Annotated in this window: 24 protein-coding genes; 15 read left to right on the top strand and 9 right to left on the bottom strand. The window is 59.7% G+C overall.

All coding sequences use genetic code 11. From position 1 onward, the window contains the following. Positions 1-192: 192 nt before the first annotated feature. Both GJV78_RS11980 and metB read right to left on the bottom strand, forming a co-directional pair. On the bottom strand, positions 193-2,625 hold the full coding sequence (locus tag GJV78_RS11980) for a bifunctional aspartate kinase/homoserine dehydrogenase II (protein WP_155108575.1): 2,433 nt from the start codon (positions 2,623-2,625) through the stop codon (positions 193-195). Between the two features lie 2 nt (positions 2,626-2,627). Further along, positions 2,628-3,788 carry a cystathionine gamma-synthase gene (gene metB, locus GJV78_RS11985; RefSeq protein ID WP_155108576.1) on the bottom strand — a complete coding sequence of 387 codons (1,161 nt, stop codon included), beginning with the start codon at positions 3,786-3,788 and terminating at the stop codon, positions 2,628-2,630. A gap of 265 nt (positions 3,789-4,053) precedes the next feature. On the opposite strand from metB, the gene metJ reads away from it, so the two are divergent. Together metJ and GJV78_RS11995 are read left to right on the top strand one after the other, a co-directional pair. Then, entirely contained in the window at positions 4,054-4,371 is a 318-nt protein-coding gene (gene metJ, locus GJV78_RS11990) for a met regulon transcriptional regulator MetJ (RefSeq protein ID WP_042325599.1), read from the top strand. A gap of 66 nt (positions 4,372-4,437) precedes the next feature. Then, a complete protein-coding gene (locus tag GJV78_RS11995) occupies positions 4,438-5,046 on the top strand; it encodes a YiiX family permuted papain-like enzyme (RefSeq protein WP_155108577.1) in 609 nt (202 codons plus the stop codon). A 73-nt stretch (positions 5,047-5,119) separates the two neighbouring features. Here GJV78_RS11995 and rpmE read toward each other — a convergent pair whose 3' ends face one another. Continuing rightward, complete coding sequence (rpmE, locus tag GJV78_RS12000) at positions 5,120-5,332, bottom strand: 50S ribosomal protein L31 (RefSeq protein WP_155108578.1); 213 nt, start codon at positions 5,330-5,332, stop codon at positions 5,120-5,122. 255 nt (positions 5,333-5,587) lie between these two features. Here rpmE and priA point away from each other — a divergent pair, with 255 nt between their 5' ends. The 7 genes from priA (at position 5,588) to rraA (ending at position 13,995) form a co-directional block, all read left to right on the top strand. Continuing rightward, positions 5,588-7,786, top strand: coding sequence for a primosomal protein N' (gene priA / locus GJV78_RS12005; RefSeq protein ID WP_155108579.1), 2,199 nt, complete (start codon positions 5,588-5,590; stop codon positions 7,784-7,786). Between the two features lie 155 nt (positions 7,787-7,941). After that, positions 7,942-8,973 carry a DNA-binding transcriptional regulator CytR gene (gene cytR, locus GJV78_RS12010; RefSeq protein ID WP_167519528.1) on the top strand — a complete coding sequence of 344 codons (1,032 nt, stop codon included), beginning with the start codon at positions 7,942-7,944 and terminating at the stop codon, positions 8,971-8,973. Between the two features lie 262 nt (positions 8,974-9,235). Continuing rightward, on the top strand, positions 9,236-10,165 hold the full coding sequence (gene ftsN, locus GJV78_RS12015; protein ID WP_167519529.1) for a cell division protein FtsN: 930 nt from the start codon (positions 9,236-9,238) through the stop codon (positions 10,163-10,165). Between the two features lie 387 nt (positions 10,166-10,552). After that, complete coding sequence (gene hslV / locus GJV78_RS12020; protein ID WP_000208240.1) at positions 10,553-11,083, top strand: ATP-dependent protease subunit HslV; 531 nt, start codon at positions 10,553-10,555, stop codon at positions 11,081-11,083. Positions 11,084-11,092: 9 nt separating this feature from the next. Then, positions 11,093-12,424, top strand: coding sequence for an HslU--HslV peptidase ATPase subunit (gene hslU, locus GJV78_RS12025; protein WP_155108581.1), 1,332 nt, complete (start codon positions 11,093-11,095; stop codon positions 12,422-12,424). Positions 12,425-12,491: 67 nt separating this feature from the next. Then, entirely contained in the window at positions 12,492-13,421 is a 930-nt protein-coding gene (menA, locus tag GJV78_RS12030) for a 1,4-dihydroxy-2-naphthoate polyprenyltransferase (RefSeq protein ID WP_155108582.1), read from the top strand. A gap of 88 nt (positions 13,422-13,509) precedes the next feature. Beyond that, complete coding sequence (rraA, locus tag GJV78_RS12035) at positions 13,510-13,995, top strand: ribonuclease E activity regulator RraA (RefSeq protein WP_155108583.1); 486 nt, start codon at positions 13,510-13,512, stop codon at positions 13,993-13,995. 460 nt (positions 13,996-14,455) lie between these two features. On the opposite strand, the gene zapB is transcribed toward rraA, so the two are convergent. Then, positions 14,456-14,701, bottom strand: coding sequence for a septal ring assembly protein ZapB (gene zapB / locus GJV78_RS12040; RefSeq protein ID WP_155108584.1), 246 nt, complete (start codon positions 14,699-14,701; stop codon positions 14,456-14,458). A 432-nt stretch (positions 14,702-15,133) separates the two neighbouring features. On the opposite strand from zapB, the gene GJV78_RS12045 reads away from it, so the two are divergent. The 4 genes from GJV78_RS12045 (at position 15,134) to fpr (ending at position 19,695) form a co-directional block, all read left to right on the top strand. Next, positions 15,134-15,982 carry an MIP/aquaporin family protein gene (locus GJV78_RS12045; RefSeq protein WP_155108585.1) on the top strand — a complete coding sequence of 283 codons (849 nt, stop codon included), beginning with the start codon at positions 15,134-15,136 and terminating at the stop codon, positions 15,980-15,982. Positions 15,983-16,003: 21 nt separating this feature from the next. Beyond that, complete coding sequence (glpK, locus tag GJV78_RS12050) at positions 16,004-17,512, top strand: glycerol kinase GlpK (RefSeq protein WP_155108586.1); 1,509 nt, start codon at positions 16,004-16,006, stop codon at positions 17,510-17,512. Between the two features lie 175 nt (positions 17,513-17,687). After that, the gene (gene glpX, locus GJV78_RS12055) at positions 17,688-18,698 is read left to right on the top strand and encodes a class II fructose-bisphosphatase (protein ID WP_155108587.1); all 1,011 of its coding nucleotides are present in this window, start codon (positions 17,688-17,690) and stop codon (positions 18,696-18,698) included. A 250-nt stretch (positions 18,699-18,948) separates the two neighbouring features. Then, positions 18,949-19,695, top strand: coding sequence for a ferredoxin--NADP(+) reductase (gene fpr, locus GJV78_RS12060; RefSeq protein ID WP_155108588.1), 747 nt, complete (start codon positions 18,949-18,951; stop codon positions 19,693-19,695). Positions 19,696-19,782: 87 nt separating this feature from the next. Here the strand turns inward: fpr and GJV78_RS12065 are convergent, their stop codons facing one another. Then, the gene (locus tag GJV78_RS12065; protein ID WP_155108589.1) at positions 19,783-20,220 is read right to left on the bottom strand and encodes a DUF805 domain-containing protein; all 438 of its coding nucleotides are present in this window, start codon (positions 20,218-20,220) and stop codon (positions 19,783-19,785) included. 100 nt (positions 20,221-20,320) lie between these two features. Here GJV78_RS12065 and GJV78_RS12070 point away from each other — a divergent pair, with 100 nt between their 5' ends. Both GJV78_RS12070 and tpiA read left to right on the top strand, forming a co-directional pair. Then, positions 20,321-20,920, top strand: coding sequence for a DUF1454 family protein (locus tag GJV78_RS12070; RefSeq protein WP_155108590.1), 600 nt, complete (start codon positions 20,321-20,323; stop codon positions 20,918-20,920). A gap of 263 nt (positions 20,921-21,183) precedes the next feature. Continuing rightward, complete coding sequence (gene tpiA, locus GJV78_RS12075) at positions 21,184-21,951, top strand: triose-phosphate isomerase (protein WP_155108591.1); 768 nt, start codon at positions 21,184-21,186, stop codon at positions 21,949-21,951. A gap of 159 nt (positions 21,952-22,110) precedes the next feature. Here tpiA and GJV78_RS12080 read toward each other — a convergent pair whose 3' ends face one another. From GJV78_RS12080 to GJV78_RS12095, 4 genes are all read right to left on the bottom strand, one after another. Next, the gene (locus tag GJV78_RS12080; protein WP_155108592.1) at positions 22,111-23,583 is read right to left on the bottom strand and encodes a DASS family sodium-coupled anion symporter; all 1,473 of its coding nucleotides are present in this window, start codon (positions 23,581-23,583) and stop codon (positions 22,111-22,113) included. Between the two features lie 119 nt (positions 23,584-23,702). Then, a complete protein-coding gene (locus tag GJV78_RS12085) occupies positions 23,703-25,007 on the bottom strand; it encodes an SLC13 family permease (RefSeq protein WP_155108593.1) in 1,305 nt (434 codons plus the stop codon). 73 nt (positions 25,008-25,080) lie between these two features. Continuing rightward, positions 25,081-25,830, bottom strand: a complete 750-nt coding sequence (locus GJV78_RS12090) for a CDP-diacylglycerol diphosphatase (protein WP_155108642.1) — start codon at positions 25,828-25,830, stop codon at positions 25,081-25,083. A gap of 100 nt (positions 25,831-25,930) precedes the next feature. Continuing rightward, positions 25,931-26,920 (bottom strand): sulfate ABC transporter substrate-binding protein, encoded by a 990-nt coding sequence (locus tag GJV78_RS12095; RefSeq protein ID WP_155108594.1) that lies wholly within the window; start codon positions 26,918-26,920, stop codon positions 25,931-25,933. Positions 26,921-26,996 lie beyond the last annotated feature (76 nt).

Genomic DNA, 26,996 nt, shown 5'->3' on the forward strand with positions numbered 1-26,996 from the left:
AAGTCCCCTGGCGTCAACAGAAAAATCGCCGCTGAAGTTGAAGAATATGCAGGGAAGATGAAAATATTTCATTCAGCAGGAGGGAGGACGCTGCCGGAAAAGCGTCCTCGCCGGCGCGCCAGCCGCGCCGTAGCAGCACTCTTCACGAACCGGCGTTCCGCAACCGGGCGGCGGCAGACCGCCGCGTCCGCGCTACAGCAGCTGCGCGAGGCGATTGATATCCGACTGGATCGCCCCGGCGGTCACATCCCGGCCCGCTCCCGGCCCGCGGATCACCAGCGGGTTGTCACGATACCAGCGGCTTTCGATAGCGAAGACGTTATCGCACGGCAATAGCGCCGCCAGCGGATGCTCCGGGCGCACCGCCTCGACGCCGACGCGCGCCTTGCCGTTGGCGTCGAAGCGCGCCACATAGCGCAGCACCAGCCCCATCTCCCGGGCGGCCTCCAGCCGCTGGGCCATCTGCTCGTTCAGCGTTTCGCCATTTTCAAAGAAGCGATCGACAGAGCCTTCCTCACAGTGGGCGGGCACCAGCGACTCTACCCGCACCTGGCCTGGCTCAATGTCGTACCCCGCCTCGCGCGCCAGGATCACCAGCTTGCGCATCACGTCCTTGCCGGAGAGATCGACCCGCGGGTCCGGCTCGGTCAGCCCCTGCTGCCACGCCTGATCCACCAGTTCGGTGAACGGAACGGTGCCGTCAAACTGCAGGAACAGCCATGACAGGGTGCCGGAAAAGATCCCGCTGATTGACAGAATAGTATCGCCGCTGTCGATCAGATCGCGCACCGTGTGGTTGATCGGCAGCCCCGCGCCGACGGTGGCGTTATACAGCCAGCGCCGCCCGGTTTTCTCAAAGGCGTCATGGATCTGCCGATATTTATCGCTGGCGCTGGCTCCCGCCAGCTTATTAGCGCTGATCACATGGAAACCATGGCTGGCAAAATCGAGATACTGGTCGGCCAGCTGCTGGCTGGCGGTCACGTCCAGCACCACCAGATCGTCATAGGGGTGGGCGCGCATCCACAGGAACAGCGACTCTTCATCCTGCTCAACGGACTCATCGTTAAAGAAGGCCAGCGCGCGGCTGGCGTTCAGGCCGTTATAGTTCAGCAGGCTGCGGCGGCTGTCCACCACCCCGGCCAGCACAAACTCAAAGCCGGTTCGCGCCGACAGGATGCTCTGCTCGCGGGCGAACAGCTCCAGCCAGCGGGAGCCGATATTGCCTTTGCCGAACAGCACCAGCCCGATACGCTTTTCGGCGCGAAAAAGGGACTGGTGCAGCCCCTGAATCAGGCTCTCCGTCGGGCCGCTGCGCAACACGGCTACCAGGCTGATGCCCTCCTCGGACTGCCAGGTAAACTCCACCGGCTGGCCTTTCAGCTGCTGCCAGAAGCGGTGGCAGTGCAGCGGGTTGCGGGTGACGCCCGCCCCCACCATCGCCACCAGCGCCAGCCCCTGCCGCAGGCGCAGCTCGCCCGGCAAACCGGCCTCGTCGAGGATCTTCAGCGCGCTGTCGGCAACTTCGGAGGTGTAGCAAAACTGCAGCAGCTGGCGATCGTGATGCACGCCCGTCGCCAGCGGACGCACCTGCGCCCGCTTCAGCACCTGCTCAATATCCTTATGCACCAGCCTGAAATCCTGGTCGTTCGGCACCCGGAACTCAATCAGGCAGATGTCGTCATGGCTGGTGACAATGCGCGCCCCCGTGCCGGAGGCCAGCACGCGCTCAATGCGCGTGGAGCCTTTATCGGGCGTGTAGCTACAGCGCAGCTGTAGATCGATATTGCTGGCGGAGACGGGCTGCAGCGTGCGGGTATGCAGCACCGGTGCCGCCAGCCGCGCCAGCTCGCTGGCCTCGTCAAGGCGCAGCAGCGGCAGCAGGCAGGCATCCTTCACCTTACGCGGATCGGCGCTGTAGACCCCGGCCACGTCGCTCCAGATGGTCACCCGGGCAACTCCCGCCAGCGCGCCAATTTGCGTGGCGGAGTAGTCGGAGCCGTTACGCCCCAACAGCACGGTCTCCCCCAGATGGTTGCGGCTGATAAAACCGGTTACCACCAGCCGCTTACCCGAATGCTGTGCCAACAGCGGCTGCAGCAGCGGCCGGGATAGCTCCTCGTCCACCTGCGGCTGGGCCGCCCGCTCGGCGCGTAAAAATTCGCGCGCGTCCAGCCATGCGGAGACCAGCCCCTGCTGATTAAGCACCGCCGACATCAGGCGCGCCGACCAGATTTCACCGTGGCCCACCACCTCCGCATAGACGGCCTCGTTCACGCCGCTATCCAGCAGCCCGGCAAGACGTTCCAGATCGCTGATAAACGCGCTGATTAAGCCGTCCGCAACGTCGGCAGGAAGCAGGCCGCTTATCAGATCGCACTGATAGCGGCGCAGGGCCTGTTGTACCTGATGCGCAGAGAGGCGATCGGTCTGGCTTAGTTTCAGCCAGTTAATCAACTGGTTAGTGCTGCTGCCGGCGGCGGAAACCACCATCATATCGTCAGGCTGGGAATACTCCGCCATAATGCCCGCAACGCGCAGATAGCACTTCACATCTGCCAGACTGCTACCGCCAAATTTATGCAGCTGACGACCCTTCGCCCCTGCCTGCACACTCACACTCATGTTTACCCCTTGTTTGCAGCCCGGAAGCCATTTTCCAGGTCGGCAATTAAATCTTCACCATCTTCGATACCGGCAGAAATACGCAGCAGCGTATCCGAAATTCCGGCGGCGGCGCGGGCTTCCGGTGCCATGCCCGCGTGGGTCATCGTTGCGGCGTGGGAGATCAGGCTTTCAACGCCGCCCAGCGACTCCGCCAGCGTAAACAGCGACAGCGCGCCGAGGAAACGGCGTAGCGTCTGCTCATCGCCATCCAGTTCGAAACTCAACATTGCGCCAAAGCCTCTCTGCTGGCGGGCGGCGATCTCATGCCCCGGATTGTCCGGCAGCGACGGATGATAAAGCCTTTTCACCAGCGGCTGGGTTTGCAGATAGCCGACGATCGCCTGGGCGTTACGCTGCGCCGCCGCCATGCGCGGTGCCAGGGTGCGCAGGCCGCGCAGCAGCAAATAGCTGTCAAAGGCCCCGCCGGTCACGCCGATGTTGTTTGCCCACCAGGCCAGCTCGGTGGCCGTATCCGGCTCGCTGGCAATCACCACGCCGGCCACCACGTCAGAGTGGCCGTTCAGATATTTCGTGCATGAATGCAACACCAGATCGGCACCCAGCGCCAGCGGATTTTGCAGTGCCGGGCTTAAAAAAGTATTGTCAACCACGCTCACCGCCCCCGCCTCCGCTGCCAGCCGACAGATTTTCGCAATATCTACCACCCGTAACAACGGATTGCTGGGACTTTCCACTAGCACCAGCTTCGGTTTTTCCGCCAGCGCCGCCCGCAGGGCCTGCTCATTGCCCTGATCGACAAACAGCACGCGATAGCAGCCGCGCTTCGCCATGCTGTCAAACAGGCGATAGCTGCCGCCGTAGCAGTCGTGCGGGGCCACCAGCAGATCGCCGGGCCTGAGGAACACGATGGTCACCAGGTGAATCGCCGACATGCCGGAGCTGGTCAGCACCGCCCCCGCCCCGCCTTCCAGCTCCGCCAGCGCACGCTGCGCCACGTCGCGCGTAGGATTACCGCGTCGCGAATAGTCGTGGGCGCGCGGTTCATTAAAACCGGTGAAGTTATAGGTGCTGGAAAGATGAATCGGCGGAACAACGCAGCCGTACTGTTCATCGTTATTTAACCCGCTACGCACTGCGATGGTGGCCTGTTTACGTGTCATATAAGGAAGTCCCTGTGCTGAGTCGGTGAAAAGTCAGGCATCAGAGTAATCACTGAGCCAATAGACGTCAATACATCTGGACATCTAAACTTCTTTGCGTATAGATTGAGCAAACGGGCAATAGCCGTTAAAATTATATGCTTTAACGCCTTCTGCAGACGCTAAGTCCGTGTCACGGTATCGCCTGTACGATAAACTATGCGCAAATACGGCCAGCACGATGATTCTGGCTTTTAACTAACGACGAGAGGATTAAAGGTATCTTATGGCTGAATGGAGCGGCGAATATATCAGTCCATACGCTGAGCACGGTAAGAAGAGTGAGCAGGTAAAAAAAATTACGGTTTCCATTCCTCTGAAGGTGCTAAAAATCCTCACCGATGAACGCACCCGTCGTCAGGTGAACAACCTGCGTCACGCCACCAACAGCGAGCTGCTGTGCGAAGCATTCCTGCACGCCTTTACCGGGCAGCCGCTGCCGAACGACGCCGATCTGCGCAAGGAGCGCAGCGACGAAATTCCGGAGGCGGCGAAAGAGATCATGCGCGAACTGGGTATCGACCCGGAAACCTGGGAATACTAATAAAAGCAGGCGGCGCAGGTTGGCTGCCCGCTTTTTACCGTCGGGTAACAGGGAAGTTACAGCACCATGAAGCGCAGTTTTTTGATTTTTATTTTGTTTTTTTCGGCACCCGCCTTTGCATGGGAGCCGCAAACGGGCGACATCATCTTCCAGATGTCCCGCTCCTCCCAAAGTAAAGCTATTCAGCTGGCAACCCATTCCCGCTACAGCCACGTCGGTATGGTGGTTGTGCGCGATAAGCATCCCTACGTCTTTGAGGCCGTTGGCCCGGTGGTTTACACCCCGCTACAGAAGTGGATCGCCCGCGGTGAAAAGAGCCGGTATATCGTCAGGCGCGTCAGCGGCGGCCTGTCGGCGGAGCAGCAAAAGAAGCTGGCGCAGGCAGCAAAGCCCTACCTGGGCAAGCCTTACGATCTGGCGTTTTCCTGGACCGACGATCGACAGTACTGCTCTGAAGTGGTGTGGAAGGTCTATCTGAAGGCCCTGAAAATGCGGGTGGGAAAGTTACAGCGGCTTAAAGAGTTCGATCTCAGCCAGCCGGCGGTGCAGGCCAAACTTCGGGAGCGCTACGGCAACAATATTCCGCTGAACGAAACGGTCGTTTCCCCGCAGGCGCTCTTTGACGCCCCGCAGTTGGAAACCGTCGCCAAAGCGTGGCCGCTCATTTCCTGGTAAGCGCCTCCCGACGAACAGCGTGCCGCAGGCACAAAAAAAGCGCCCTGAGGCGCTTTTTTCTGACAGCCAAAACTTATTTGCTGCCCGGGATGCTGAAACGCTTGTTGAAGCGGTCAACACGACCACCGGTAGCAACATCACGCTGTTTGCCGGTATAGAACGGGTGGCATTTACCGCACACGTCGAGGTTCAGATCGTGACCTGCGGTGGAGCGGATTTTCATGACATTACCGCAGGAGCAGGTCGCAGTAATTTCTTCGTATTTCGGATGAATATCTTTTTTCATGGGGGAACCTCAGTTTAAGGCCGCGTCGCCCTTCCAGCCCTAACGCCGGACACCACGCGAAGTTAATTATTCCCCGTCACCTTCCACACCGCCCGGCGGCGCGAAATTCTCGGGTAATGGTCGGTTTTCGACGCAAGCAATTTGCATCAAAGGCGGCGAATCATACAGAAATTAGCCAGCATATGCAAACTGATCCGCGCGCCCTGACTCACAATGTGTATACTATCCCACCGAATTTCAAGTCAGGATGATTTCATGCCCGTCGCGCGCGTTGCCTTACCCGTTCCGCTTCCCCGCACCTTCGACTATCTTCTGCCGGACGGCATGAAGGCCGGGGCCGGGTGCCGGGTGCGGGTGCCGTTCGGCAAGCAGCAGGAACGGGTCGGGATCGTCGTCGCGGTCAGCGAGCAAAGCGAACTGCCGGTCGCAGAGCTGAAGGCCGTCGCCGGGGTGCTGGACGACGAGCCAGTCTTCCCTCGCGCCGTCTGGCAGCTGCTGCTGTGGGCGGCGGATTACTACCACCATCCCCTCGGCGACGTGCTGTTTCACGCCCTGCCGGTTCTGCTGCGCCAGGGCAAGCCCGCCAGCAATGCGCCGATGTGGTACTGGTTCGCCACCGAAGAGGGTCAGGCTATCGATCTCAACGCCCTGAAGCGCTCGCCCAGGCAGCAGCAGGCGCTGGCCGCCCTGCGGCAGGGCCGGATCTGGCGCGACCAGGTGGCCAGCCTTGAATTTAACGATGCCGCCCTGCAGGCGCTGCGCAAAAAGGCCCTCTGCGAGCTGGCGAGCGAAACGCCCGGCTTCGGCGACTGGCGCGACGGCTACGCCGTCACCGGCGAGCGGCTGCGCCTGAACACCGAACAGGCTACCGCCGTTGGCGCTATCCACAGCGCCCTGGACAGCTTTTCCGCCTGGCTGCTGGCGGGCGTTACCGGCTCCGGCAAAACGGAGGTCTACCTGAGCGTTCTGGAGAACGTCCTCGCCCAGGGCAGGCAGGCGCTGGTCATGGTTCCGGAAATTGGCCTGACGCCGCAGACTATCGCCCGCTTTCGCGAGCGCTTTAACGCCCCGGTTGAGGTGCTGCACTCCGGCCTGAACGACAGCGAACGCCTTTCGGCGTGGCTGAAGGCGAAAAACGGCGAGGCGGCGATCGTCATCGGCACACGCTCCTCGCTGTTCACGCCGTTTAAAAACCTTGGCGTCATTATTATCGACGAGGAGCACGACAGCTCCTATAAACAGCAGGAGGGCTGGCGCTATCACGCCCGCGACCTGGCGGTCTGGCGCGCCCACAGCGAGCAGATCCCCATCGTGCTCGGCTCAGCCACCCCGGCGCTGGAGACGCTGCACAATGTGCGGCAAAAAAAGTATCGCCTGCTGCGGCTGACGCGCCGCGCCGGCAACGCGCGCCCCGCCGTTCAGCACGTGCTGGATCTCAAGGGGCAGAAGGTGCAAGCCGGACTGGCCCCGGCGCTCATCACCCGGATACGGCAGCATCTGCAGGCGGATAACCAGGTAATTCTCTTTCTTAACCGCCGTGGTTTCGCACCGGCGCTGCTGTGCCACGACTGCGGCTGGATTGCGGAGTGTCCGCGCTGCGACAGCTACTACACGCTGCACCAGGCGCAGCATCATCTGCGCTGTCACCACTGCGACAGCCAGCGCCCGGTGCCGCGCCAGTGCCCCTCCTGCGGCTCTACACATACGGTGCCGGTCGGGCTGGGCACCGAACAACTGGAACAGGCCCTGGCTCCCCTCTTTCCCGGCGTCCCGATCTCCCGCATCGATCGCGACACCACCAGCCGCAAGGGGGCGCTCGAACAGCACCTGGCGGAGGTACATCGCGGCGGCGCGCGGGTGCTGATCGGCACGCAGATGCTGGCGAAGGGGCACCACTTCCCGGACGTCACCCTGGTGGCGCTGCTGGACGTCGATGGCGCGCTGTTCTCGGCGGACTTCCGCTCGGCGGAGCGCTTTGCCCAGCTCTATACCCAGGTTTCCGGGCGCGCCGGACGCGCGGGAAAACAGGGCGAGGTGGTCCTGCAGACGCACCATCCGGAACACCCGCTGCTGCAGACGCTGCTCTATAAAGGCTACGACGCCTTTGCCGAACAGGCGCTGGCCGAGCGGCAAACGCTGCAGCTGCCGCCGTGGAGCAGCCACGCCATCGTGCGTGCGGAAGATCACAACAGCCAGCAGGCTCCGCTGTTTTTGCAGCAGCTGCGCAACCTGATCCAGGCCAGCCCACTGGCCGACGACAGGCTGTGGCTGCTGGGGCCGGTGCCCGCGCTGGCACCCAAACGCGGCGGCCGCTACCGCTGGCAAATTCTGCTGCAGCATCCGTCGCGCGTGCGCCTGCAGCACATCATTAGCGGCGCGCTGGCGCTGATTGATACCCTGCCCGAGGCGCGCAAAGTAAAATGGGCGCTGGACGTCGACCCGATTGAAGGCTAGCGACCCGCGCTGCGAGGCGGATCGTAAAATTTAATGTTCATCACACTTTTTATGAAAATTCTGTAACTGCGCCCATACACTATCTGATAAAAATGTTTTCGACGTGAGTTCAACAGGGAATGTGCTGCGCCGGACGTCCCAGCCAAGGAGAAAGAGTGAAACCAAAGAAGCAGGCTGCCGCCGCTACCATGAAAGATGTTGCCCTGAAAGCAAAGGTCTCAACGGCAACCGTATCCCGCGCGCTAATGAACCCGGATAAAGTCTCTCACTCCACCCGCAGCCGGGTGGAACAGGCGGCGCTGGAGGTCGGCTACCTGCCGCAGCCGCTGGGGCGCAATGTGAAGCGCAATGAGACCAGCACCATCCTGGTGATTGTTCCGGATATCTGCGATCCGTTCTTTAGCGAGATTATTCGCGGCATTGAGGTCACCGCCGCGAAGCACGGCTATCTGGTGCTGATCGGCGACTGTGCGCACCAGAACCAGCAGGAGAAAACCTTTATTAACTTAATTATCGCCAGGCAGATCGACGGTATGGTGCTGCTCAGCTCGCGGCTGCCGTTTGACGCCAGCGTAGAGGAGCAGCGCAACCTGCCGCCGATGGTGATGTCCAATGAGTTCGCGCCCGGCCTGCAGCTGCCGACCGTCCATATCGACAACCTGACCGCCGCCTTTAACGCGATGAACTACCTGCTTGAACTGGGCCACAGGCGCATCGGCTGTATCGCGGGGCCGGAAGAGATGCCGCTGTGCCATTATCGTCTGCAGGGCTATGTACAGGCGCTGCGCCGCAGCGGATTTTCGGTCGATCCCCACTACATCGCCAGGGGCGATTTCACCTTCGAGGCGGGCGGCAACGCGCTGATGCAGCTGCTTGAGCTGCCGCAGCCGCCTACCGCGATCTTCTGCCACAGCGACGTCATGGCCCTCGGCGCGCTCTCCTGTGCTAAACGTCAGGGGCTGAAGGTGCCCGACGATCTCTCTATCGTCGGCTTCGACAACATCGCGCTGGCGGAATTCTGCGACCCGCCGTTAACCACCGTCGCCCAGCCGCGCTTTGAAATCGGCCGCGAGGCGATGCTGCTGCTGCTCGATCAGATGCGGGGGCAAAACGTTACCGGCGGTTCGCGCCTGATGGAGTGCGAGCTGATCGTCCGGGGGTCCACCCGCGCCCTGCCCCAGAATTAGGCTGTGTCCCGTAACCGTTCGTGAGCGTCGCTGGCGGTCATTCAGGTCCGGGGCACGGCGAGTAACGCGGCAGCGGAGCTGAATGGCCCCAGCCCTGCGGGACACAGCCTAGAACGCTCCGGGGGCCTGGCGCTGCCGTCGCACGCAGTAACCGAATACATCCTAAAGTAACGTGCTTTCATACTCCCGCGTCTGGTCAAAGGCCCGCCGCTTAAGTAACATGGCGGGCTGACGAACAACGAATAACGATAGCGAAACGACAGTGGCACAACGAGATTATGTACGCCGCGGCCAGCCGGCAGCGTCGCGGCGCAAAAAGAACACTTCACGGAAAAAGCAACGCAACATGCCTGCGGTATCGCCCGCAATGGTCGCTATTGCAGCCGCCGTTGTGGTGGCCTTTATCGGTGGCCTGTACTTCATTACGCATCATAAGAAAGAGACGTCCGCAACGCAGCCGGGCCAGAAGGTGAACAAGAACACGCTGCCGCCGAAGCCGGAAGATCGCTGGAACTATATTAAAGAGCTGGAAAACCGCCAGCCGGGCGTACGCAGGCCAACCGAACCCTCCGCCGGCGGCGAAGTGTTGAACTCCAGCCAGTTGACTAACGAACAGCGACAGCTGCTGGAGCAGATGCAGGCGGATATGCGCCAGCCGCCGACGCAGCTTAACGAAGTGCCGTGGAACGAGCAGACGCCGGAGCAGCGCCAGCAGACGCTCCAGCGCCAGGCCCAGCAGCGGCAGGCTCAGCAGCAGAGGAACACAGCGCCGCCGGTTCAACAGCAGGCGCGTGCGGTGCCAGCCGTTACGCCCCCGCCGCGCCAGACCCCGCCGCCAAAGCAGACTACCGCTCAGCAGCCCTGGCAGGATCTGCAGCAAACGCCAGCGCATACGACGGCGACCCCGCCGGCTGCCCCGGTTGTCCGCGCCGCCGAAGCGCCGAAGCAGGCCGCCAAAAAAGACGAACGCCGCTGGATGGTGCAGTGCGGTTCGTTTAAAGGTGCCGAGCAGGCGGAAACCGTGCGGGCGCAGCTGGCCTTTGAGGGATTTGATTCTAAAATTACCCTCAACAACGGCTGGAATCGCGTGGTCATCGGCCCGCTGAAAGGCAAAGAAAATGCCGACAGTACCCTTAACCGCCTGAAGCTGGCGGGCCACACCAACTGTATTCGACTCGCCAGCGGGGGTTGAAACCCCCGAAATCCCCCCCATCTATAGACAAAATCATTCGAGTTGCCTTAAGGCGACAAGAGAGTGACAAGTTCGTCAGGAACGAATTTGCCCGGCCGCAGGCTGTCTCCGGTGAGGGGTAAGGTTGTCCCTCTTCCATCCCCAGGGGCGTACATAAGGGTCGCCGCGCGGCGGCGGTCAGTCTTATGGAGGAGACGAGTAACGCAGAGGCAAGCTGAAGGCTGACATGTATATACTCAAACTTATTCAGGCCCGCGCGAGCGCGGCAAGCTCGCCAGCCGCGATGCGATCGGCCAGTTACCGGACGCAGCCTGAAGATTAACCTGTATCAGGCCACGCACGCGGGGCGCGGCCTGTACTCCGCATTTGTAACCAAGGGGTCTGCTCGTGACAACAATAGTAAGCGTACGCCGTAACGGTCATGTGGTCATCGCCGGCGATGGCCAGGCCACGCTGGGCAATACCGTAATGAAAGGCAACGTGAAGAAAGTCCGCCGTCTGTACAACGACAAAGTCATAGCGGGCTTTGCGGGCGGCACCGCGGATGCATTCACGCTGTTCGAGCTGTTTGAGCGCAAGCTGGAAATGCATCAGGGTCACCTGGTCAAAGCCGCCGTTGAGCTGGCGAAGGACTGGCGTACCGATCGTATGCTGCGCAAGCTCGAAGCGCTGCTGGCGGTTGCCGATGAAACCGCCTCTCTGATCATCACCGGGAACGGCGACGTTGTTCAGCCAGAGAACGACCTGATCGCCATTGGCTCCGGCGGGCCTTACGCCCAGGCGGCGGCCCGCGCGCTGTTAGAAAACACTGAGCTGGGCGCGCGCGAGATTGCCGAGAAAGCGTTGGATATTGCAGGCGACATCTGTATCTACACCAACCACTTCCACACCATTGAAGAATTGACCGCCAAAGCGTAAGGATCTCCCATGTCTGAAATGACTCCACGCGAAATCGTCAGCGAACTGAATAAGCACATTATCGGCCAGGATAACGCCAAGCGCTCCGTGGCGATTGCCCTGCGTAACCGCTGGCGTCGTATGCAGCTCGACGAGGAGCTGCGCCATGAAGTTACCCCAAAAAACATCCTGATGATCGGCCCGACCGGCGTCGGTAAAACAGAAATCGCCCGCCGCCTGGCCAGGCTGGCTAACGCGCCGTTTATTAAGGTTGAAGCGACTAAATTCACCGAAGTGGGCTATGTGGGTAAGGAAGTGGATTCTATTATCCGCGATCTGACCGACGCTGCGGTAAAAATGGTCCGCGTTCAGGCCATTGAAAAAAATCGCTACCGCGCAGAGGAGCTGGCGGAGGAGCGTATCCTCGACGTGCTGATCCCGCCGGCCAAAAATAACTGGGGCCAGCCGGAGCAGCAGCAGGAGCCATCCGCGGCACGCCAGGCGTTTCGTAAAAAGCTGCGTGAAGGCCAGCTCGACGATAAAGAGATTGAGATCGACCTCGCCGCCGCGCCGATGGGCGTTGAAATTATGGCACCTCCGGGTATGGAAGAGATGACCAGCCAGCTGCAGTCGATGTTCCAGAACCTGGGCGGACAAAAGCAGAAGCCGCGTAAGCTGAAAATCAAAGACGCGATGAAGCTGCTGATTGAAGAAGAAGCGGCCAAGCTGGTGAATCCGGAAGAGCTGAAGCAGGAGGCTATCGACGCCGTTGAGCAGCACGGGATCGTGTTTATCGACGAAATCGATAAGATCTGTAAACGCGGTGAATCTTCCGGCCCGGACGTCTCCCGTGAGGGGGTCCAGCGCGACCTGCTGCCGCTGGTGGAGGGCTGCACCGTCTCCACCAAGCACGGGATGGTAAAAACCGATCATATTCTGTTTATCGCATCCGGCGCGTTCCAGATTGCCAAACCGTCCGACCTGATCCCGGAGCTGCAGGGCCGCCTGCCGATTCGCGTGGAGCTGCAGGCGCTGACCACCGGCGATTTCGAGCGTATCCTGACCGAGCCAAACGCCTCCGTTACCGTACAGTACAAGGCGCTGATGGCGACCGAAGGCGTCAATATCGACTTCACCGAGTCCGGCATTAAGCGTATTGCCGAAGCGGCATGGCAGGTTAACGAAACCACCGAGAACATCGGTGCCCGCCGTCTGCACACCGTTCTTGAGCGCCTGATGGAAGATATTTCCTATGATGCGAGCGATTTAAACGGCCAGAGCATCACAATTGATGCAGAATATGTAAGTAAGCATCTGGATGCGCTGGTGGCAGATGAAGATCTGAGCCGTTTTATCTTATAATCGCGTCCAATGCATTTTCATCACTGTTGATGGGGCTGATAAGCCCCATTTTTTATTGGCGCTCTTTATGACTGAACAACACATTAGCCGCTTCCAGGCCTGGCTGGAAAGTTTACGACCTAAAACCCTACCGCTCGCCTTTGCGGCGATCGTCGTCGGTACGGCGCTGGCCTGGTGGCAGGGATACTTCGATCCGCTGGTGGCCCTGCTGGCGCTGATTACCGCCGGGCTGCTGCAAATCCTGTCGAATCTCGCCAACGACTACGGCGATGCCGTCAAGGGTAGCGACAAACCTGACCGCATCGGCCCGCTGCGCGGTATGCAGAAAGGGGCAATCAGCCAGCGGCAGATGAAGCATGCGCTGATTGTCACCGTGGTGCTGATCTGTCTCTCAGGCCTGGCCCTGGTGGCGGTAGCGTGCCGCACGCTGGCCGATTTTATCGGCTTTCTGATCCTGGGTGGCCTGTCCATCGTCGCGGCGATAACCTATACCGTTGGCAACCGCCCGTACGGCTATATTGGCCTCGGCGACGTGTCGGTGCTGGTCTTCTTCGGCTGGCTCAGCGTAATGGGCAGCTGGTATCTGCAGGCGCATACCCTGATCCCGGCGCTGATCCTGCCGGCTACCGCCTGCGGCCTGCTGGCGACCGCCGTGCTTAATATCAATAATCTGCGTGATATCGACAGCGATCGGCAAAACGGTAAAAACACGCTCGTGGTGCGGCTGGGAGCGGTAAACGCGCGTCGTTACCACGCCTGCCTGCTGATGGGAACCCTGCTTTGCCTGGCGCTGTTTAACCTTTTCTCTCTGCAAAGCCCGTGGGGCTGGCTGTTTATTCTGGCGGCACCGCTGCTGGTTAAACAGGCGCGATATGTGCTGCGCGAGCAGGCACCGGAAGCAATGCGCCCGATGCTGGAGCGTACGGTAAAAGCGGCCCTTCTGACTAACCTGCTGTTTGTTATTGGGATTTTCCTGAGCCAGTGGCCCGTTAACTGATAAATATCAATTAACAATTGATGATTTTGCCAACAGCAGGCTTAGCGAGATATACTAAAAATTCTCGCAGCAACTAAACGTTAAGCCTATGAAATACGATACTTCCGAGCTTTGTGACATCTATCAGGAAGATGTCAACGTCGTGGAACCGCTGTTCTCCAACTTTGGCGGACGGTCTTCGTTTGGCGGACAGATCATCACGGTAAAATGTTTCGAGGACAACGGGTTGCTGTACGATCTGCTCGAACAAAACGGCCGTGGGCATATTCTGTTGGTCGACGGCGGGGGTTCCGTCCGTCGGGCGCTGGTTGACGCCGAGCTGGCGCGGCTGGCGGCGCAGAATGAATGGGAAGGGCTGGTCATCTACGGCGCGGTGCGCCAGGTAGATGAGCTGGAAGAACTGGATATTGGCATTCAGGCCATCGCCGCCATTCCGGCTGGCGCTGCGGGTGAAGGCATCGGCGAGAGCGACGTGCGCGTCAACTTTGGCGGTGTGACCTTCTTCTCCGGCGACCATCTCTACGCCGACAACACTGGCATCATCCTTTCTGAAGACCCGCTCGATATCGAGTGATCGAAAAAGGCACCCTAAGGTGCCTGCTATTGATGACGAGCCCCGTGTTTTACACGGGGTTCTCTTTTTTCAGCGGCCGCAGCCCACGCGCGTCATCTTCTCCATTTTTATGCAAGGCACTGACGCCAGGTGCTTTGCCCGGTCACACCGAAATACGGATATCCGGCCTCATTCACCCTATTGAACTATGGCGTGAAAGATGGCGAGGCATCCTCTAAAGATTTCGCGTCAGGGCAAGGCGGCAGGCGAAGGTATCCCCGGGTGCATAGATAACTATATGATCGGGTCAGCCTGGTTGCCGCCAACGCCGCCTAAGGCGTGAAAGATGACGAGGCATCCTCTAAAGATTTCGCGTCAGGGCAAGGCGGCAGGCGAAGGTATCCCCGGGAGCATAGATAACTATGTGACCGGGGTAGCTGAGTGCAGCCAACGCCGCCATGGCGTGAAAGATGACGAGGAATTAGACCTCTTCCATGCGCCCCAGCAGAGCCTGCAGCCGCTCCTGCCAGCCGTTCTGCTGCTCTCTCAGGTGATGGTTCTCGCGTTCCAGCTCTTCGCGCTGGTGCTGTGCTGACTGCACGTCCTGCGCCAGCGAATTATTTTTCTCTTTCAGTTCTTCAATTTCCATCTGCAGCAGCGTAATGGTATCAATCGCCTGCTGTACTTTTGCTTCCAGTTTTTCAAACACTTCTAATGACATTGTCATACCTCTCCTGAATTGCAAGGCGTTGATGGATATCCACGTTCATCTTCGTCCCGATAACCGGCGACGCCTTTATAAAAACAAGCGCACTCGACCTGGCTCCGATTGTATGGAGCCGCGCTCTCCCTGTCCAGCGGCATCCCGCGTAGATTGCGGTTTGCAACACTTTTTCAGGCCCTCTCCGATCGTTTCACCTTCTACCTCTAAAGTGTTAACGAATAAGTTAATGAATTGATTCAGCTCACACGGTTGACTAATTTTAAATCACGCGCTATAGCGCGATAACGCTCATTTTATTGACGCAGTACACATAATTTAATTTCGATATTTCTCGTTTTTGTTCGTTAACGATAAATTAACAGCGCTTCTACGGGCGCTGCGTGGGCATTGCCCTCCTCGCTTACAATAAATATTACTCTCTTCAGGGTCCGGTTTATGAGTCAAACTTCAACCTTAAAAGGCCAGTGCATCGCGGAATTCCTCGGCACGGGGCTGTTGATTTTCTTCGGCGTTGGCTGTGTCGCCGCGCTTAAGGTCGCAGGGGCATCTTTCGGTCAATGGGAAATCAGCATTATCTGGGGGCTGGGGGTAGCGATGGCTATCTACCTGACCGCCGGCGTTTCCGGGGCACACCTGAACCCTGCCGTCACTATTGCGCTCTGGCTGTTCGCCTGTTTCGACAGGCGCAAAGTGGTTCCTTTTATCCTTTCACAATTTGCCGGAGCCTTTTGCGCCGCGGCATTAGTTTATGGGCTTTATTACAACCTTTTCGCCGATTTTGAGCAGACGCACCATATCGTTCGCGGTAGCATAGAGAGCGTTGATCTGGCGGGCATTTTCTCAACTTATCCCAACCCACATATTAATTTTGTCCAGGCCTTCGCGGTTGAAATGACGATCACCGCGATTCTGATGGGGCTTATCCTGGCGCTGACCGACGACGGCAACGGCGTACCGCGCGGCCCTCTGGCTCCGCTGCTGATCGGCCTGCTGATCGCGATAATCGGTGCCTCTATGGGGCCGCTTACCGGGTTCGCCATGAACCCGGCGCGCGATATCGGCCCGAAAGCGTTCGCCTGGCTCGCGGGATGGGGCAACGTTGCTTTCACCGGCGGCAAAGAGATCCCTTATTTTCTGGTGCCGCTGTTTGGCCCCGTCGTTGGCGCAATTCTGGGCGCGTTCGCCTATCGCAAACTGATTGGCCGCCATTTGCCGTGCGACGTCTGCGTAGAGAAAGAGCAGCGCGCCGCCGACGCCCCACAACAACAAAAAGCTTCGCTGTAACTTGACCAGGGACAACTCCTTATGACTGAAAAAAAATATATCGTTGCGCTCGACCAGGGCACCACCAGCTCCCGTGCCGTCGTGATGGATCACGATGCCAATATCGTTAGCGTATCGCAGCGCGAATTTGAGCAGATCTACCCGAAAGCTGGCTGGGTGGAGCACGACCCGATGGAAATCTGGGCCACGCAAAGCTCCACGCTGGTGGAAGTGCTGGCGAAGGCGGATATCAGTTCCGATCAGATTGCGGCCATCGGCATCACCAACCAGCGTGAAACCACCATCGTCTGGGAGCGGGAAACCGGTAAACCTATCTATAACGCCATTGTCTGGCAGTGCCGCCGCACCGCCGACATCTGCGAGCGCCTGAAGCGCGACGGCATGGAAGACTACATCCGCAGCAATACCGGCCTGGTGATTGACCCGTACTTCTCCGGCACCAAGGTGAAGTGGATCCTCGACCATGTGGAAGGCTCCCGCGAGCGCGCCCGCCGCGGCGAACTGCTGTTCGGCACCGTAGACACCTGGCTTATCTGGAAAATGACCCAGGGGCGCGTGCACGTCACGGATTACACCAACGCCTCACGCACCATGCTGTTCAACATCCATACCCTGGACTGGGACGATAAAATGCTGGAGGTACTGGATATTCCGCGCGCCATGCTGCCGGAAGTCCGCCGCTCCTCGGAAGTGTATGGTCAGACCAATATCGGTGGCAAAGGCGGCACGCGGATCCCTATCGCCGGGATCGCCGGCGACCAGCAGGCGGCGCTGTTCGGCCAGCTGTGCGTGAAGGAAGGGATGGCGAAAAACACCTACGGCACCGGCTGCTTTATGCTGATGAATACCGGCGAGAAGGCGGTGAAATCCGAGCACGGCCTGCTGACCACCATCGCCTGCGGGCCAACCGGCGAGGTGAACTATGCGCTGGAAGGGGCGGTGTTTATGGCGGGCGCGTCCATTCAGTGGCTGCGCGATGAGATGAAGCTGATTAGCGATGCCTTCGACTCCGAATATTTCGCTACCAAGGTGAAAGACACCAACGGCGTGTACCTGGTACCGGCGTTTACCGGACTCGGTGCGCCGTACTGGGACCCGTACGCCCGCGGTGCGATTTTTGGCCTGACGCGCGGGGTGAACGCCAACCACATCATCCGCGCCACGCTGGAGTCCATCGCGTTCCAGACGCGCGACGTGCTGGAGGCGATGCAGGCCGATTCAGGCATCCGCCTGCACGCCCTGCGCGTGGACGGCGGCGCGGTTGCCAACAACTTCCTGATGCAGTTCCAGTCCGATATTCTCGGCACGCGCGTTGAGCGCCCGGAAGTCCGCGAAGTAACCGCGCTGGGTGCCGCCTACCTGGCGGGACTGGCGGTAGGCTACTGGCAGAACCTGGACGAACTGCAGGAGAAAGCGGTGATTGAGCGGGAGTTCCGCCCGGGTATTGAAACCACCGAGCGCAACTACCGCTACAGCGGCTGGAAGAAGGCGGTCAAACGCGCCATGGCCTGGGAAGAACACGAAGAGTAATCTTTCCTCGGCTGGCCTGCGGTGAGAGACAGGGAGGTCTCTCACCCGTCCCGACACGGTAAAAAACGACCTGAATTACAGTCGCTACGGGATGCACAACCCGGCACGCACATCAATAACCCCGCCCCACCCCTGTGTTACACTCCGCGCCATCCTTTTCTGCTACGGATTTGCTATGAGACGAGAACTTGCCATCGAATTTTCCCGCGTGACCGAAGCGGCAGCGCTGGCCGGCTATAAATGGCTGGGTCGCGGCGACAAAAACACCGCCGACGGCGCGGCGGTCAACGCTATGCGCATTATGCTCAACCAGGTCGATATTGACGGCACCATCGTGATCGGCGAAGGCGAGATTGACGAAGCGCCAATGCTCTATATCGGCGAGCGCGTCGGTACCGGCCAGGGTGACGCGGTAGACATCGCCGTCGATCCCATTGAAGGCACCCGCATGACGGCGATGGGCCAGGCCAATGCGCTGGCGGTGCTGGCGGTAGGCGATAAGGGCTGCTTCCTCAACGCGCCGGATATGTATATGGAAAAGCTGATCGTCGGCCCCGGAGCCAAAGGCGCTATCGACCTCAGCCTGCCGCTGGACGATAACCTGCGCAACGTGGCCAGCGCGCTCGACAAGCCGCTGAACGAGCTGACCGTCACCATTCTCGCCAAGCCCCGCCACGATGAGACCATTGCCCGGATGCAGCAGCTGGGCGTTCGCGTGTTCGCCATTCCCGACGGCGACGTGGCGGCGTCAATCCTGACCTGTATGCCGGACAGCGAAGTGGACGTACTCTACGGCATCGGCGGTGCCCCGGAGGGGGTGGTTTCCGCCGCCGCAATCCGCGCGCTGGATGGCGATATGCAGGGCCGGCTGCTGGCGCGTCACCACGTTAAGGGCGACAGCGAAGAGAACCGCCGTATCGGTGAGCAGGAGCTGGCGCGCTGTAAGACGATGGGTATCGAAGCTGGCAAAGTGCTGCGCCTCGACGAGATGGCGCGCAGCGACAACGTCATTTTCTCCGCGACCGGGATCACCAAGGGGGATTTGCTGGACGGCATCGGCCGCAAAGGTAATATCGCTACCACCGAAACGCTGCTGATCCGCGGTAAATCCCGCACGCTTCGCCGCATCCGCTCGATTCACTATCTCGATCGCAAAGATCCGGACGTACAGGCGCATATTCTGTAACTGATTTGTTCTATTGAGCCTTCCGGCCATGCGGGGCTGGAAATCTGCTGTTCAACGAACGAAGATAAGACCCGTTATTCTGAATCATTCAGACTGCAGGAACGCTGACGTATCGGCCCCCCGCGCGCAGATACGGAGCACACCTTCCCCGCCGGAGGCAGCCTTCGGCCGTTCAGGTTTGTTCCTGCGACTTATCGCGCCGCCTCCGCAGTCTGAATAACGACGAGTTGAATCAGAACAGGAGAAGACCATGGCAGATTGGGTAACAGGTAAAGTCACAAAGGTACAGAACTGGACCGATGCCCTGTTTAGTCTGACCGTCCACGCCCCCGTTCAGCCTTTTACCGCAGGTCAGTTTGCCAAGCTTGGCCTTGAGATCGACGGCGAGCGCGTCCAGCGCGCCTACTCTTACGTCAATGCGCCCGATAGCCCTGAGCTGGAGTTTTATCTGGTCACCGTTCCGGACGGCAAGCTCAGCCCGCGCCTCGCCGCGCTGAAGTCGGGCGACGAGATCCAGGTCGTCAGCGAAGCGGCCGGTTTCTTTGTGCTGAATGAAGTGCCGGACTGCGATACGCTGTGGATGCTGGCAACCGGCACCGCCATCGGCCCGTATCTGTCGATTCTGCAGCAGGGCCAGGACCTGGAGCGTTTTAACAACATCGTGCTGGTGCATGCCGCCCGCTATGCCGCCGATCTGAGCTATCTGCCGCTGATGCAGGCGCTGCAGCAGCGCTACGCCGGCAAGCTGCGCATTCAGGCGGTGGTCAGCCGGGAAACGGCCCCAGGCACGCTGACCGGGCGCGTGCCCGCGCTGATTGACAGCGGCGAGCTGGAGCGCGCCGTAGGGCTGCCGATGGACAAAGAGACCAGCCACGTGATGCTGTGCGGCAACCCGCAGATGGTGCGCGACACCCAGGAGCTGCTGAAAGAGCGTCGGCAGATGACTAAACATCTGCGCCGTCGGCCGGGCCACATTACCGCCGAGCACTACTGGTAACCGTTTATTTTGCCTGCGCCCCTGAACCGCCCTACAGCAGGCGGTTCAGAGCCGGCTGAACAGGCGAATATCTCGCCATCCGCGGGGCTATGTCTGGATATTGCCCGCTTTGTACTTTACTTTCCGGGTCTCCTGCCCGAACTTATTCGCCCCCGAAGTGCCAGAAAACGCCCCCAGATCGATCAGCATCATCACCAGAAGCAGCGTTGGGATAAAACGCCCTACGGCCCATTGCCACACCTCCGGCAACATGGCCCAGTTTCCGGCCAGCAGCATCCACGCCGCGATCGCCAGCAGCGCCCACAGCCCGGAGCGCCCGCGATCGTGCAGACGTTTCACTATCACCGCCGCCGTCGGCCAGAGCAGACATACCAGGCAGAAGGCCGCGGTCTGAATATCGAGCAGGCGGCCGTTCGCCAGGGAGAACAGAAGCAGCATTCCGGCAAACCAGAGAGCGGCCCAGATCCAGAAATCCCGACGTCCAATACGCCCTCTGAATGAGAACAACCATTGCTGTATGGTCATATAAGTTCCTTTATCATAGCTGTGACAAACAGTTTACCCTTTTGACAAGCCCGACGGTTATCGTTTTAATCGTGAGCAGTCACAACGAAAGGTGAGATTGATGAAGCCAGGATGCACACTATTTTTACTACTCTTTTCTGCACTAGCCGCAGGCAAAGCGGCGCAGGCGGACGGGTCGACTTCAACAACCACGGCACCTTATCTGCTGACGGGCTCTCCCACCTTCGATCTCTCCATCAGCCAGTTTCGTGAAAACTTTAACATGCTCAATCCCCGGCTTACGCTGAATGAGTTTCGCGCTATCGGCAGCAGCCGTGATAAGGCCAGGATCACCCGGGCCGCCAGTAAAATTAATGAAAACCTGTACGCCTCCACGGCGCTGGAGCGCGGCACGTTAAAAATTAAAAGTATGCAAATCACCTGGCTACCGATTCAGGGCCCGGCTCAGAAAGCGGCAAAGGCCAAAGCACAGCAATATATGGCGGCGACGATTCGTACCATCGTTCCGCTGTTGACCCCGGAGCAAAGCCAGCAAAAGCTGCAGCAGCTGCTCGCTGCGGGTAAAGGTAAGCGCTATTACGCCGAAACCGACGGCGCGGTGCGCTACGTGGTGGCGGACAACGGCGAAAAAGGGCTGACCTTCGCGGTTGAACCGATTAAGCTAACGCTGGCAGAGGGTCTTAAAAGCACCAACAGATGACCGGCAAGACCCGCCTGTAACGTAGCGTCGCCCTAAATGATTTGGGCTGCATAACCAAAGGCAAAGCATTTCGAACAGCCGTACAGCTGGCCCTGAGGCAAGAGACCGGGTGGCCCGTCAGGGCAAATCTCATGGATGAGGTGAGTCACCAAAAATCAACCTACATGCAGCCAGAAGTTTGACGGGTATATACTGTTTCACAAATCATGCTGCCCTGCCGGGCGGCCAAATTCCTTAACCGCTGACAAGCGTGGAGAATGAAAATGCGACATCCTTTAGTGATGGGTAACTGGAAACTGAACGGCAGCCGCCACATGGTAAACGAGCTGGTGGCCAACCTGCGTAAAGAACTGGCCGGCGTTGCGGGCTGCGCCGTGGCGATCGCGCCGCCGGAAATGTATATCGATATGGCGAAACACGCCGCTGCCGGCAGCCATATTATTCTCGGCGCGCAGAACGTGGATCTGAACCTGTCCGGCGCATTTACCGGTGAAACCTCCGCGGAGATGCTGAAGGATATCGGCGCACAGTACATTATTATCGGCCACTCCGAGCGTCGCACTTATCACAAAGAGTCCGACGAGCTTATCGCCAAAAAATTCGCCGTGCTGAAAGAGCAGGGGCTGACTCCGGTGCTGTGCATCGGCGAAACCGAAGCGGAAAACGAAGCGGGTAAAACGGAAGAAGTGTGCGCCCGCCAGATCGACGCGGTGCTGAAAACCCAGGGCGCGGCGGCGTTCGAAGGCGTGGTTATCGCCTACGAGCCGGTATGGGCCATCGGCACCGGTAAATCTGCCACCCCGGCGCAGGCCCAGGCGGTACACAAGTTTATCCGCGATCACATCGCCAAAGCTGATGCGAAAATCGCACAGCAGGTCATTATCCAGTACGGCGGTTCCGTTAACGCTTCCAACGCGGCGGAGCTGTTCGCTCAGCCGGACATCGACGGCGCGCTGGTTGGCGGTGCCTCTCTGAAGGCGGACGCCTTCGCCGTTATCGTTAAGGCGGCGGAAGCGGCTAAGCGGGCGTAAGCGGCCCTCGTTAATGGCGCGCTGAGCCAGAGGCGCGTCGTTAAGGTCGTGGGCGCAGAACAGCGCGATCGCGCTTCAGGCCTGGGGGTGTAGTATAGACCGGGCCATTTTGCCCCCTATTGAGACCACGGAGGAGGGAGCCGTTACCCCTCGTCTATCCTACCAGTACCCCAGCCAGCGCCACCAGAATGCGCCGGTCACGCCCCAGATCGTCAGGTTAACCACGCTCATCACCAGCCCCGTTTTCCACCACTCCGCCAGGGTGGCGTAGCCGGAGCCGAAAATAATCGGCGCGGTGCCGGTGCCGTAATGGGTCAGCGACATCATCAGCGAAGACGAGAAGCCAAGCATCATCCCCAGAAGCGCGGGAGGCGCGCCTAACCCCAGGCCCGCTACGAAGAAGGCAGAGAACATGGCGGTGATATGCGCGGTAGTGCTGGCAAAAAAGTAGTGTGAGTAGACGTAAAGCAGGATCAGCAGCAGCGTCGCCACGCTCCAGTGAACGCCGAGGTGGTTAATGGCCCCGCCCACCCCCGTCGCCAGCCAGCCGACCAGGCCCAGCTTGCTCAGAAAATTAGCCATCATCACCAGCGCGGCAAACCAGACGACGGTATCCCAGGCACCGCGACATTTAAGGATATCCTCCCAGCTTAACACCCCCGTCAGCAGCAGAATCGACAGCCCAATCAGCGCGGCGCTGGTCGGATTAACGCTCCAGCCGCTGCCCAGAAGCATGGCCGGTACGCCGGCCCACAGGCACAGCAGCAGCAGGAACACCGCGAGGGTAATCTTTTCAGCAAGCGCCAGAGGGCCAAGCGCCTCCAGCTTTTGCCGGGCAAAGCGCGGGGCGTCCGGCGTCCGGGTGATGGCGGGCGGATAGAGCCAGGCGATGACGATCGGCATCACCAGCAGCGATACCACGGCCGGCAGACAGGCGGCAACGGCCCACATCCCCCAGCTCATTTGCAGCACCCCATCGGTGCCTTTGGCCAGAAAGGTGACGATCAGCGGATTTGGCGCGGTAGCGGTAATGAACATCGCCGAGGTGATGGGATTAATGTTGTAATTAACCAGCGCCAGGTAGCGCCCCGTCGAGCCGTTCTCGCGGTTTCCCGGCTGCGAGCCAAGGCTTTCCGCGATGGCCCGCACAATGGGATGGATAATACCGCCGCCGCGCGCGGTATTGCTGGGCGTAACGGGCGCGATTAGCGTTTCCGCCAGGGTCAAAGCCCAGGCGATACCCAGCGTTCTTTTACCAAACAGCGCGATAAATCCATAGCCAATACGCGCCCCCAGGCCCGTCTTAAGCAGGCTCTGTGACAGCATAATCGACAGGCCAATCAGCCAAATCAGCGGATTAGAGAAACCGCTCAACGCATCTTTAAGGGCCGCAGCGGAATTGCCGGGATGGGTGACGCCGGTCATCGCCACCAGCATAATGGCCACGATAGCGATTGCGCCAATGGGCATGGCTTTACCAATAATCGCCACAATGGTGCCAATAAACAGCGCCAGTAAACGCCAGGCCTCAGGCGTAACGTCAACGGGCGTCGGGATGACAAACCAGATAGTCAGGGTAATGGCGATCGATATAAGGGCGGGCCAGCGTCGAACCGGGGTTAATCTGTCCATATGTCAATCCTTGAAATTCCATCGGGTAAGGGTACGCGCGGCGTTCACCAACGCCGCCGGTGAGGGTACGCCGCGAGCGGCATAAAAACAGCTTCTCTGAATGCATTACCCCCTTATCGTTATAATTTTCCCAACAGCTGATACCACAGATAGTCCAGCGGCAGCAGCAGCAGATAGGTGGCCAGGGCTACCGCCAGGCACAGCAGCAAGCCCGCCCGCGCCGGCACCTTGCCTAACGCCATCGCCACCACGATCGGCGACGCCTGATACGGCAGCAGCGGCGTCGAGTAGCCCAGCACCTGAATCATCATCACCGTCAGCAGCGGAAAGCCGGTGGCGTCAGAAAAACTTTGCGCCAGCGTAGTGTAGAGCGCGGGCACGCCGTTGGCGGTCATAATAAAGTTGAGCGCGGTGGTAATACCGGTTAGCGCCAGGAAGCTGGCGAAGGGCCGGTCCGGGTCCAGCGGAACGACCCGCAGCAGCGCTTCGCCGACGGCGCTGCCGATACCGGTCTGCGTCACGGTAATCGCCAGCCCCAGAATGCCCGCCACGTAAATACAGGTGCGAATATTCACGCCGGTGGAAAACTCTTCGCCGCTGATAAAGCCCACGCGCGGCAGCAGCGTAATCACCGCCGCCGCCAGCCCGATCCACGCCGGGCCAATGCCGTGCCAGCTTTCGCTCACCCACATCACCAGCACGACCGCCAGCATCCAGGCCAGGCGCTTTTCGGCGCGGCTCATCGGCGCAGGCAGCGTCAGGTCGCGGGGCGGATGGGGTTTACCGGGAAACAGCCAGCAGATTAAGCCGATCAGAATCAGCCCCTTAAGCCAGGCCAGAACCGGCGTATGCAGCAGCAGGTATGGCAGGTAGGCGAGATGAATGCCGTAAGCCCCTTCCGCCGTGCCGCTCAATACCAGATTGGGCACGTTAGCGGGCAGAATGGTGGCGGAGAGCTGAAAGGTACCGAACCCTACCGCCAGCGCCAGCCCGTACCAGCCGCGCGAGCCTTCATCGATACCGGCGCGTTTCGCCATCGCCGCGACGATCGGCATCAGCAGCGCAATGCGTCCCATATTGGAGGGCATAACGAAGGCCAGCGCATAGCTAAGCAGCACCACGCTCGCCACCATCAGCGGCCAGGAGTCGGTCAGCCTTGACGACAGGGCGCTCGCCGCCCGGTCCGCCAGCCCCGTTTTCCTGATGGCCACGCCCAGCACGAAGCCGCTGAACACCAGCCAGAACGCCGATGAGGCAAAGCCGCCGAAGATCGTCTCCGCCGGGGCGATCTTCGCCACCATCGCCGCGGCAAAAAAGAGCAGTGCGGTAATAAATTCCGGCAGCAGCGAGGTTGCCCAGAGCACAATAATGACGCCGACGATCAGTGAAGGAATAAACAGAGGATGCGAAAGCCAGAGTGACATACCTGTCTCCTGTTGTTTTTTTCAACAAGCATACGGGGGCTGACGGATGGAGTAAACAGCCGTTACGGCAGGGCTACCGGAGAATGCCGCACTGATGATCCTGAATTTCCTCAGCCGAGGCGCGGTTAAGGGCCAGCAGATTGCGCCGGGTCGCCAGCAGTACAAAGGTGCCGTCTTGTTGCTGCGCCATCGCCAGTCCATAGCCGCCCATATGCTCGCGGGCGTCGGGCAGCGCCTCCGCCAGCATGATAAACGGGCTACGCTGCGCCAGTTCGCTTTCGGTGACGCGGCGTGCCAGATACGGATGTCCGCGCAGGCCCCCCGGCAATGGCAGCCAGCGGGAGGTAATTTGCGCCGCGCTGGCGTCCAGCTGCGCCCGCACGTCCGGACGTAAGCAGGAAATATGGATATGAAAATGGTTTTGCGACCGCCCGGTTCGCGAATTGATCGCCAGTGAGACAGCGCTGTCCGGGATCGTCGTCCCCGCCTTCTGGCTCATCGCCCCGCGCGCCTGCCAGGCCTGCCAGAAAAAGTTGGGCGTGCCTGGCTCCATCAGCAGCGGGCTCTCCGTGCCGTTGATCCGCCGGGTGGGCATCAGCAGATATTGCAGAGGGCCGTTACGATCTTTAAAGAGGACGTACCCGGCACTCACGTCAACCCTGAGGCACGGCGCGGGCTGCTGGTGCTGCAGCTGATTCGGCAGACATTGCTCAAGGGCAATGTTACGCAGCGCATCCGGATTGCCGGTAAAGATCCAATAGCCGAAGCCAGCTGCGGCAATGGTCATCACCGCCGCCAGTAAAAGGTAGCCTGTTTTTTTCATCATCTCTTCCCTGTAGTGCAAGTGGCCACCAGAATAACGCAAAACGCCGGCCAATAAAAAAGCCCAGCAACATTTGCCAGGCTAATCTTTCTGTCCGTTTTCAGCGTTTGCTGATTTGATCGAAGGTGCCGCCGTTAGAGAAATGCGCTTTCTGCGCCTTCGCCCAGCCGCCGAAAACCTCGTCGATGGTGAAAAGCTTCAGCTTCGGGAAAGTCTTTTCATATCTTTTCGCCACCTGCGCGTCGCGCGGACGATAGTAGTTTTTCGCCGCGATCGCCTGGCCTTCCGGGGAGTAGAGATACTTCAGATAGGCCTGCGCAACCGCTTCGGTGCCCTTCTTCTCAACCACTTTATCCACCACCGAAACGGTCGGCTCCGCCAGGATAGATTCGCCCGGCGTAACCACCTCAAATTTATCCTTACCCAGAGCATTGATCGCCAGCAGCGCTTCGTTTTCCCAGGCGATCAGCACATCGCCGATCCCACGCTCCACAAAAGTATTGGTTGAGCCGCGGGCACCGGAGTCGAGCACCTCAACGTTCTTATACAGCGCTTTTACGAACTCCTGCGCCTTTGCCTGGTCGTTGTTGTTGTGATGCAGAGCGTAGCCCCAGGCCGCCAGGTAGTTCCAGCGCGCGCCGCCCGAGCTTTTAGGATTCGGGGTAATCACCGAGACGCCCGGCTTAATCAGGTCGTTCCAGTCGTGGATCTGTTTTGGATTGCCCTTGCGCACCAGGAAAACGATGGTGGAGGTATAGGGCGCAGAGTTGTCCGGCAGGCGCTTGATCCAGTTTTTGGCGATACGCCCACGTTCGGCGATAGCGTCCACGTCCCAGGCCAGCGCCAGGGTCACCACGTCGGCCTCGATACCGTTGATCACCGAGGTGGCCTGCTTGCCCGAACCGCCGTGAGACTGACGGATAACGACCCGATCCCCCGTCTCCTGCAGCCAGTGCGCGCTGAACGCTTTATTATACTGCTCGTACAGCTCGCGCGTCGGATCGTACGACACGTTAAGCAGCTGAATATCTTTTGCCAGAACGCCGCTGGAGGCCAGCAACAGCGTTAATCCCACGCTCCATTTTTTCATCGCCCGCTCTCTTCTGTTGTGTTGTGTTGTGATGGGCCAAGGGTGGCAGAAATCTTTAAAAACTTTAAAGAATATA

The sequence above is a fragment of the Intestinirhabdus alba genome, assembly GCF_009711095.1.
Lineage (GTDB): Bacteria > Pseudomonadota > Gammaproteobacteria > Enterobacterales > Enterobacteriaceae > Intestinirhabdus > Intestinirhabdus alba.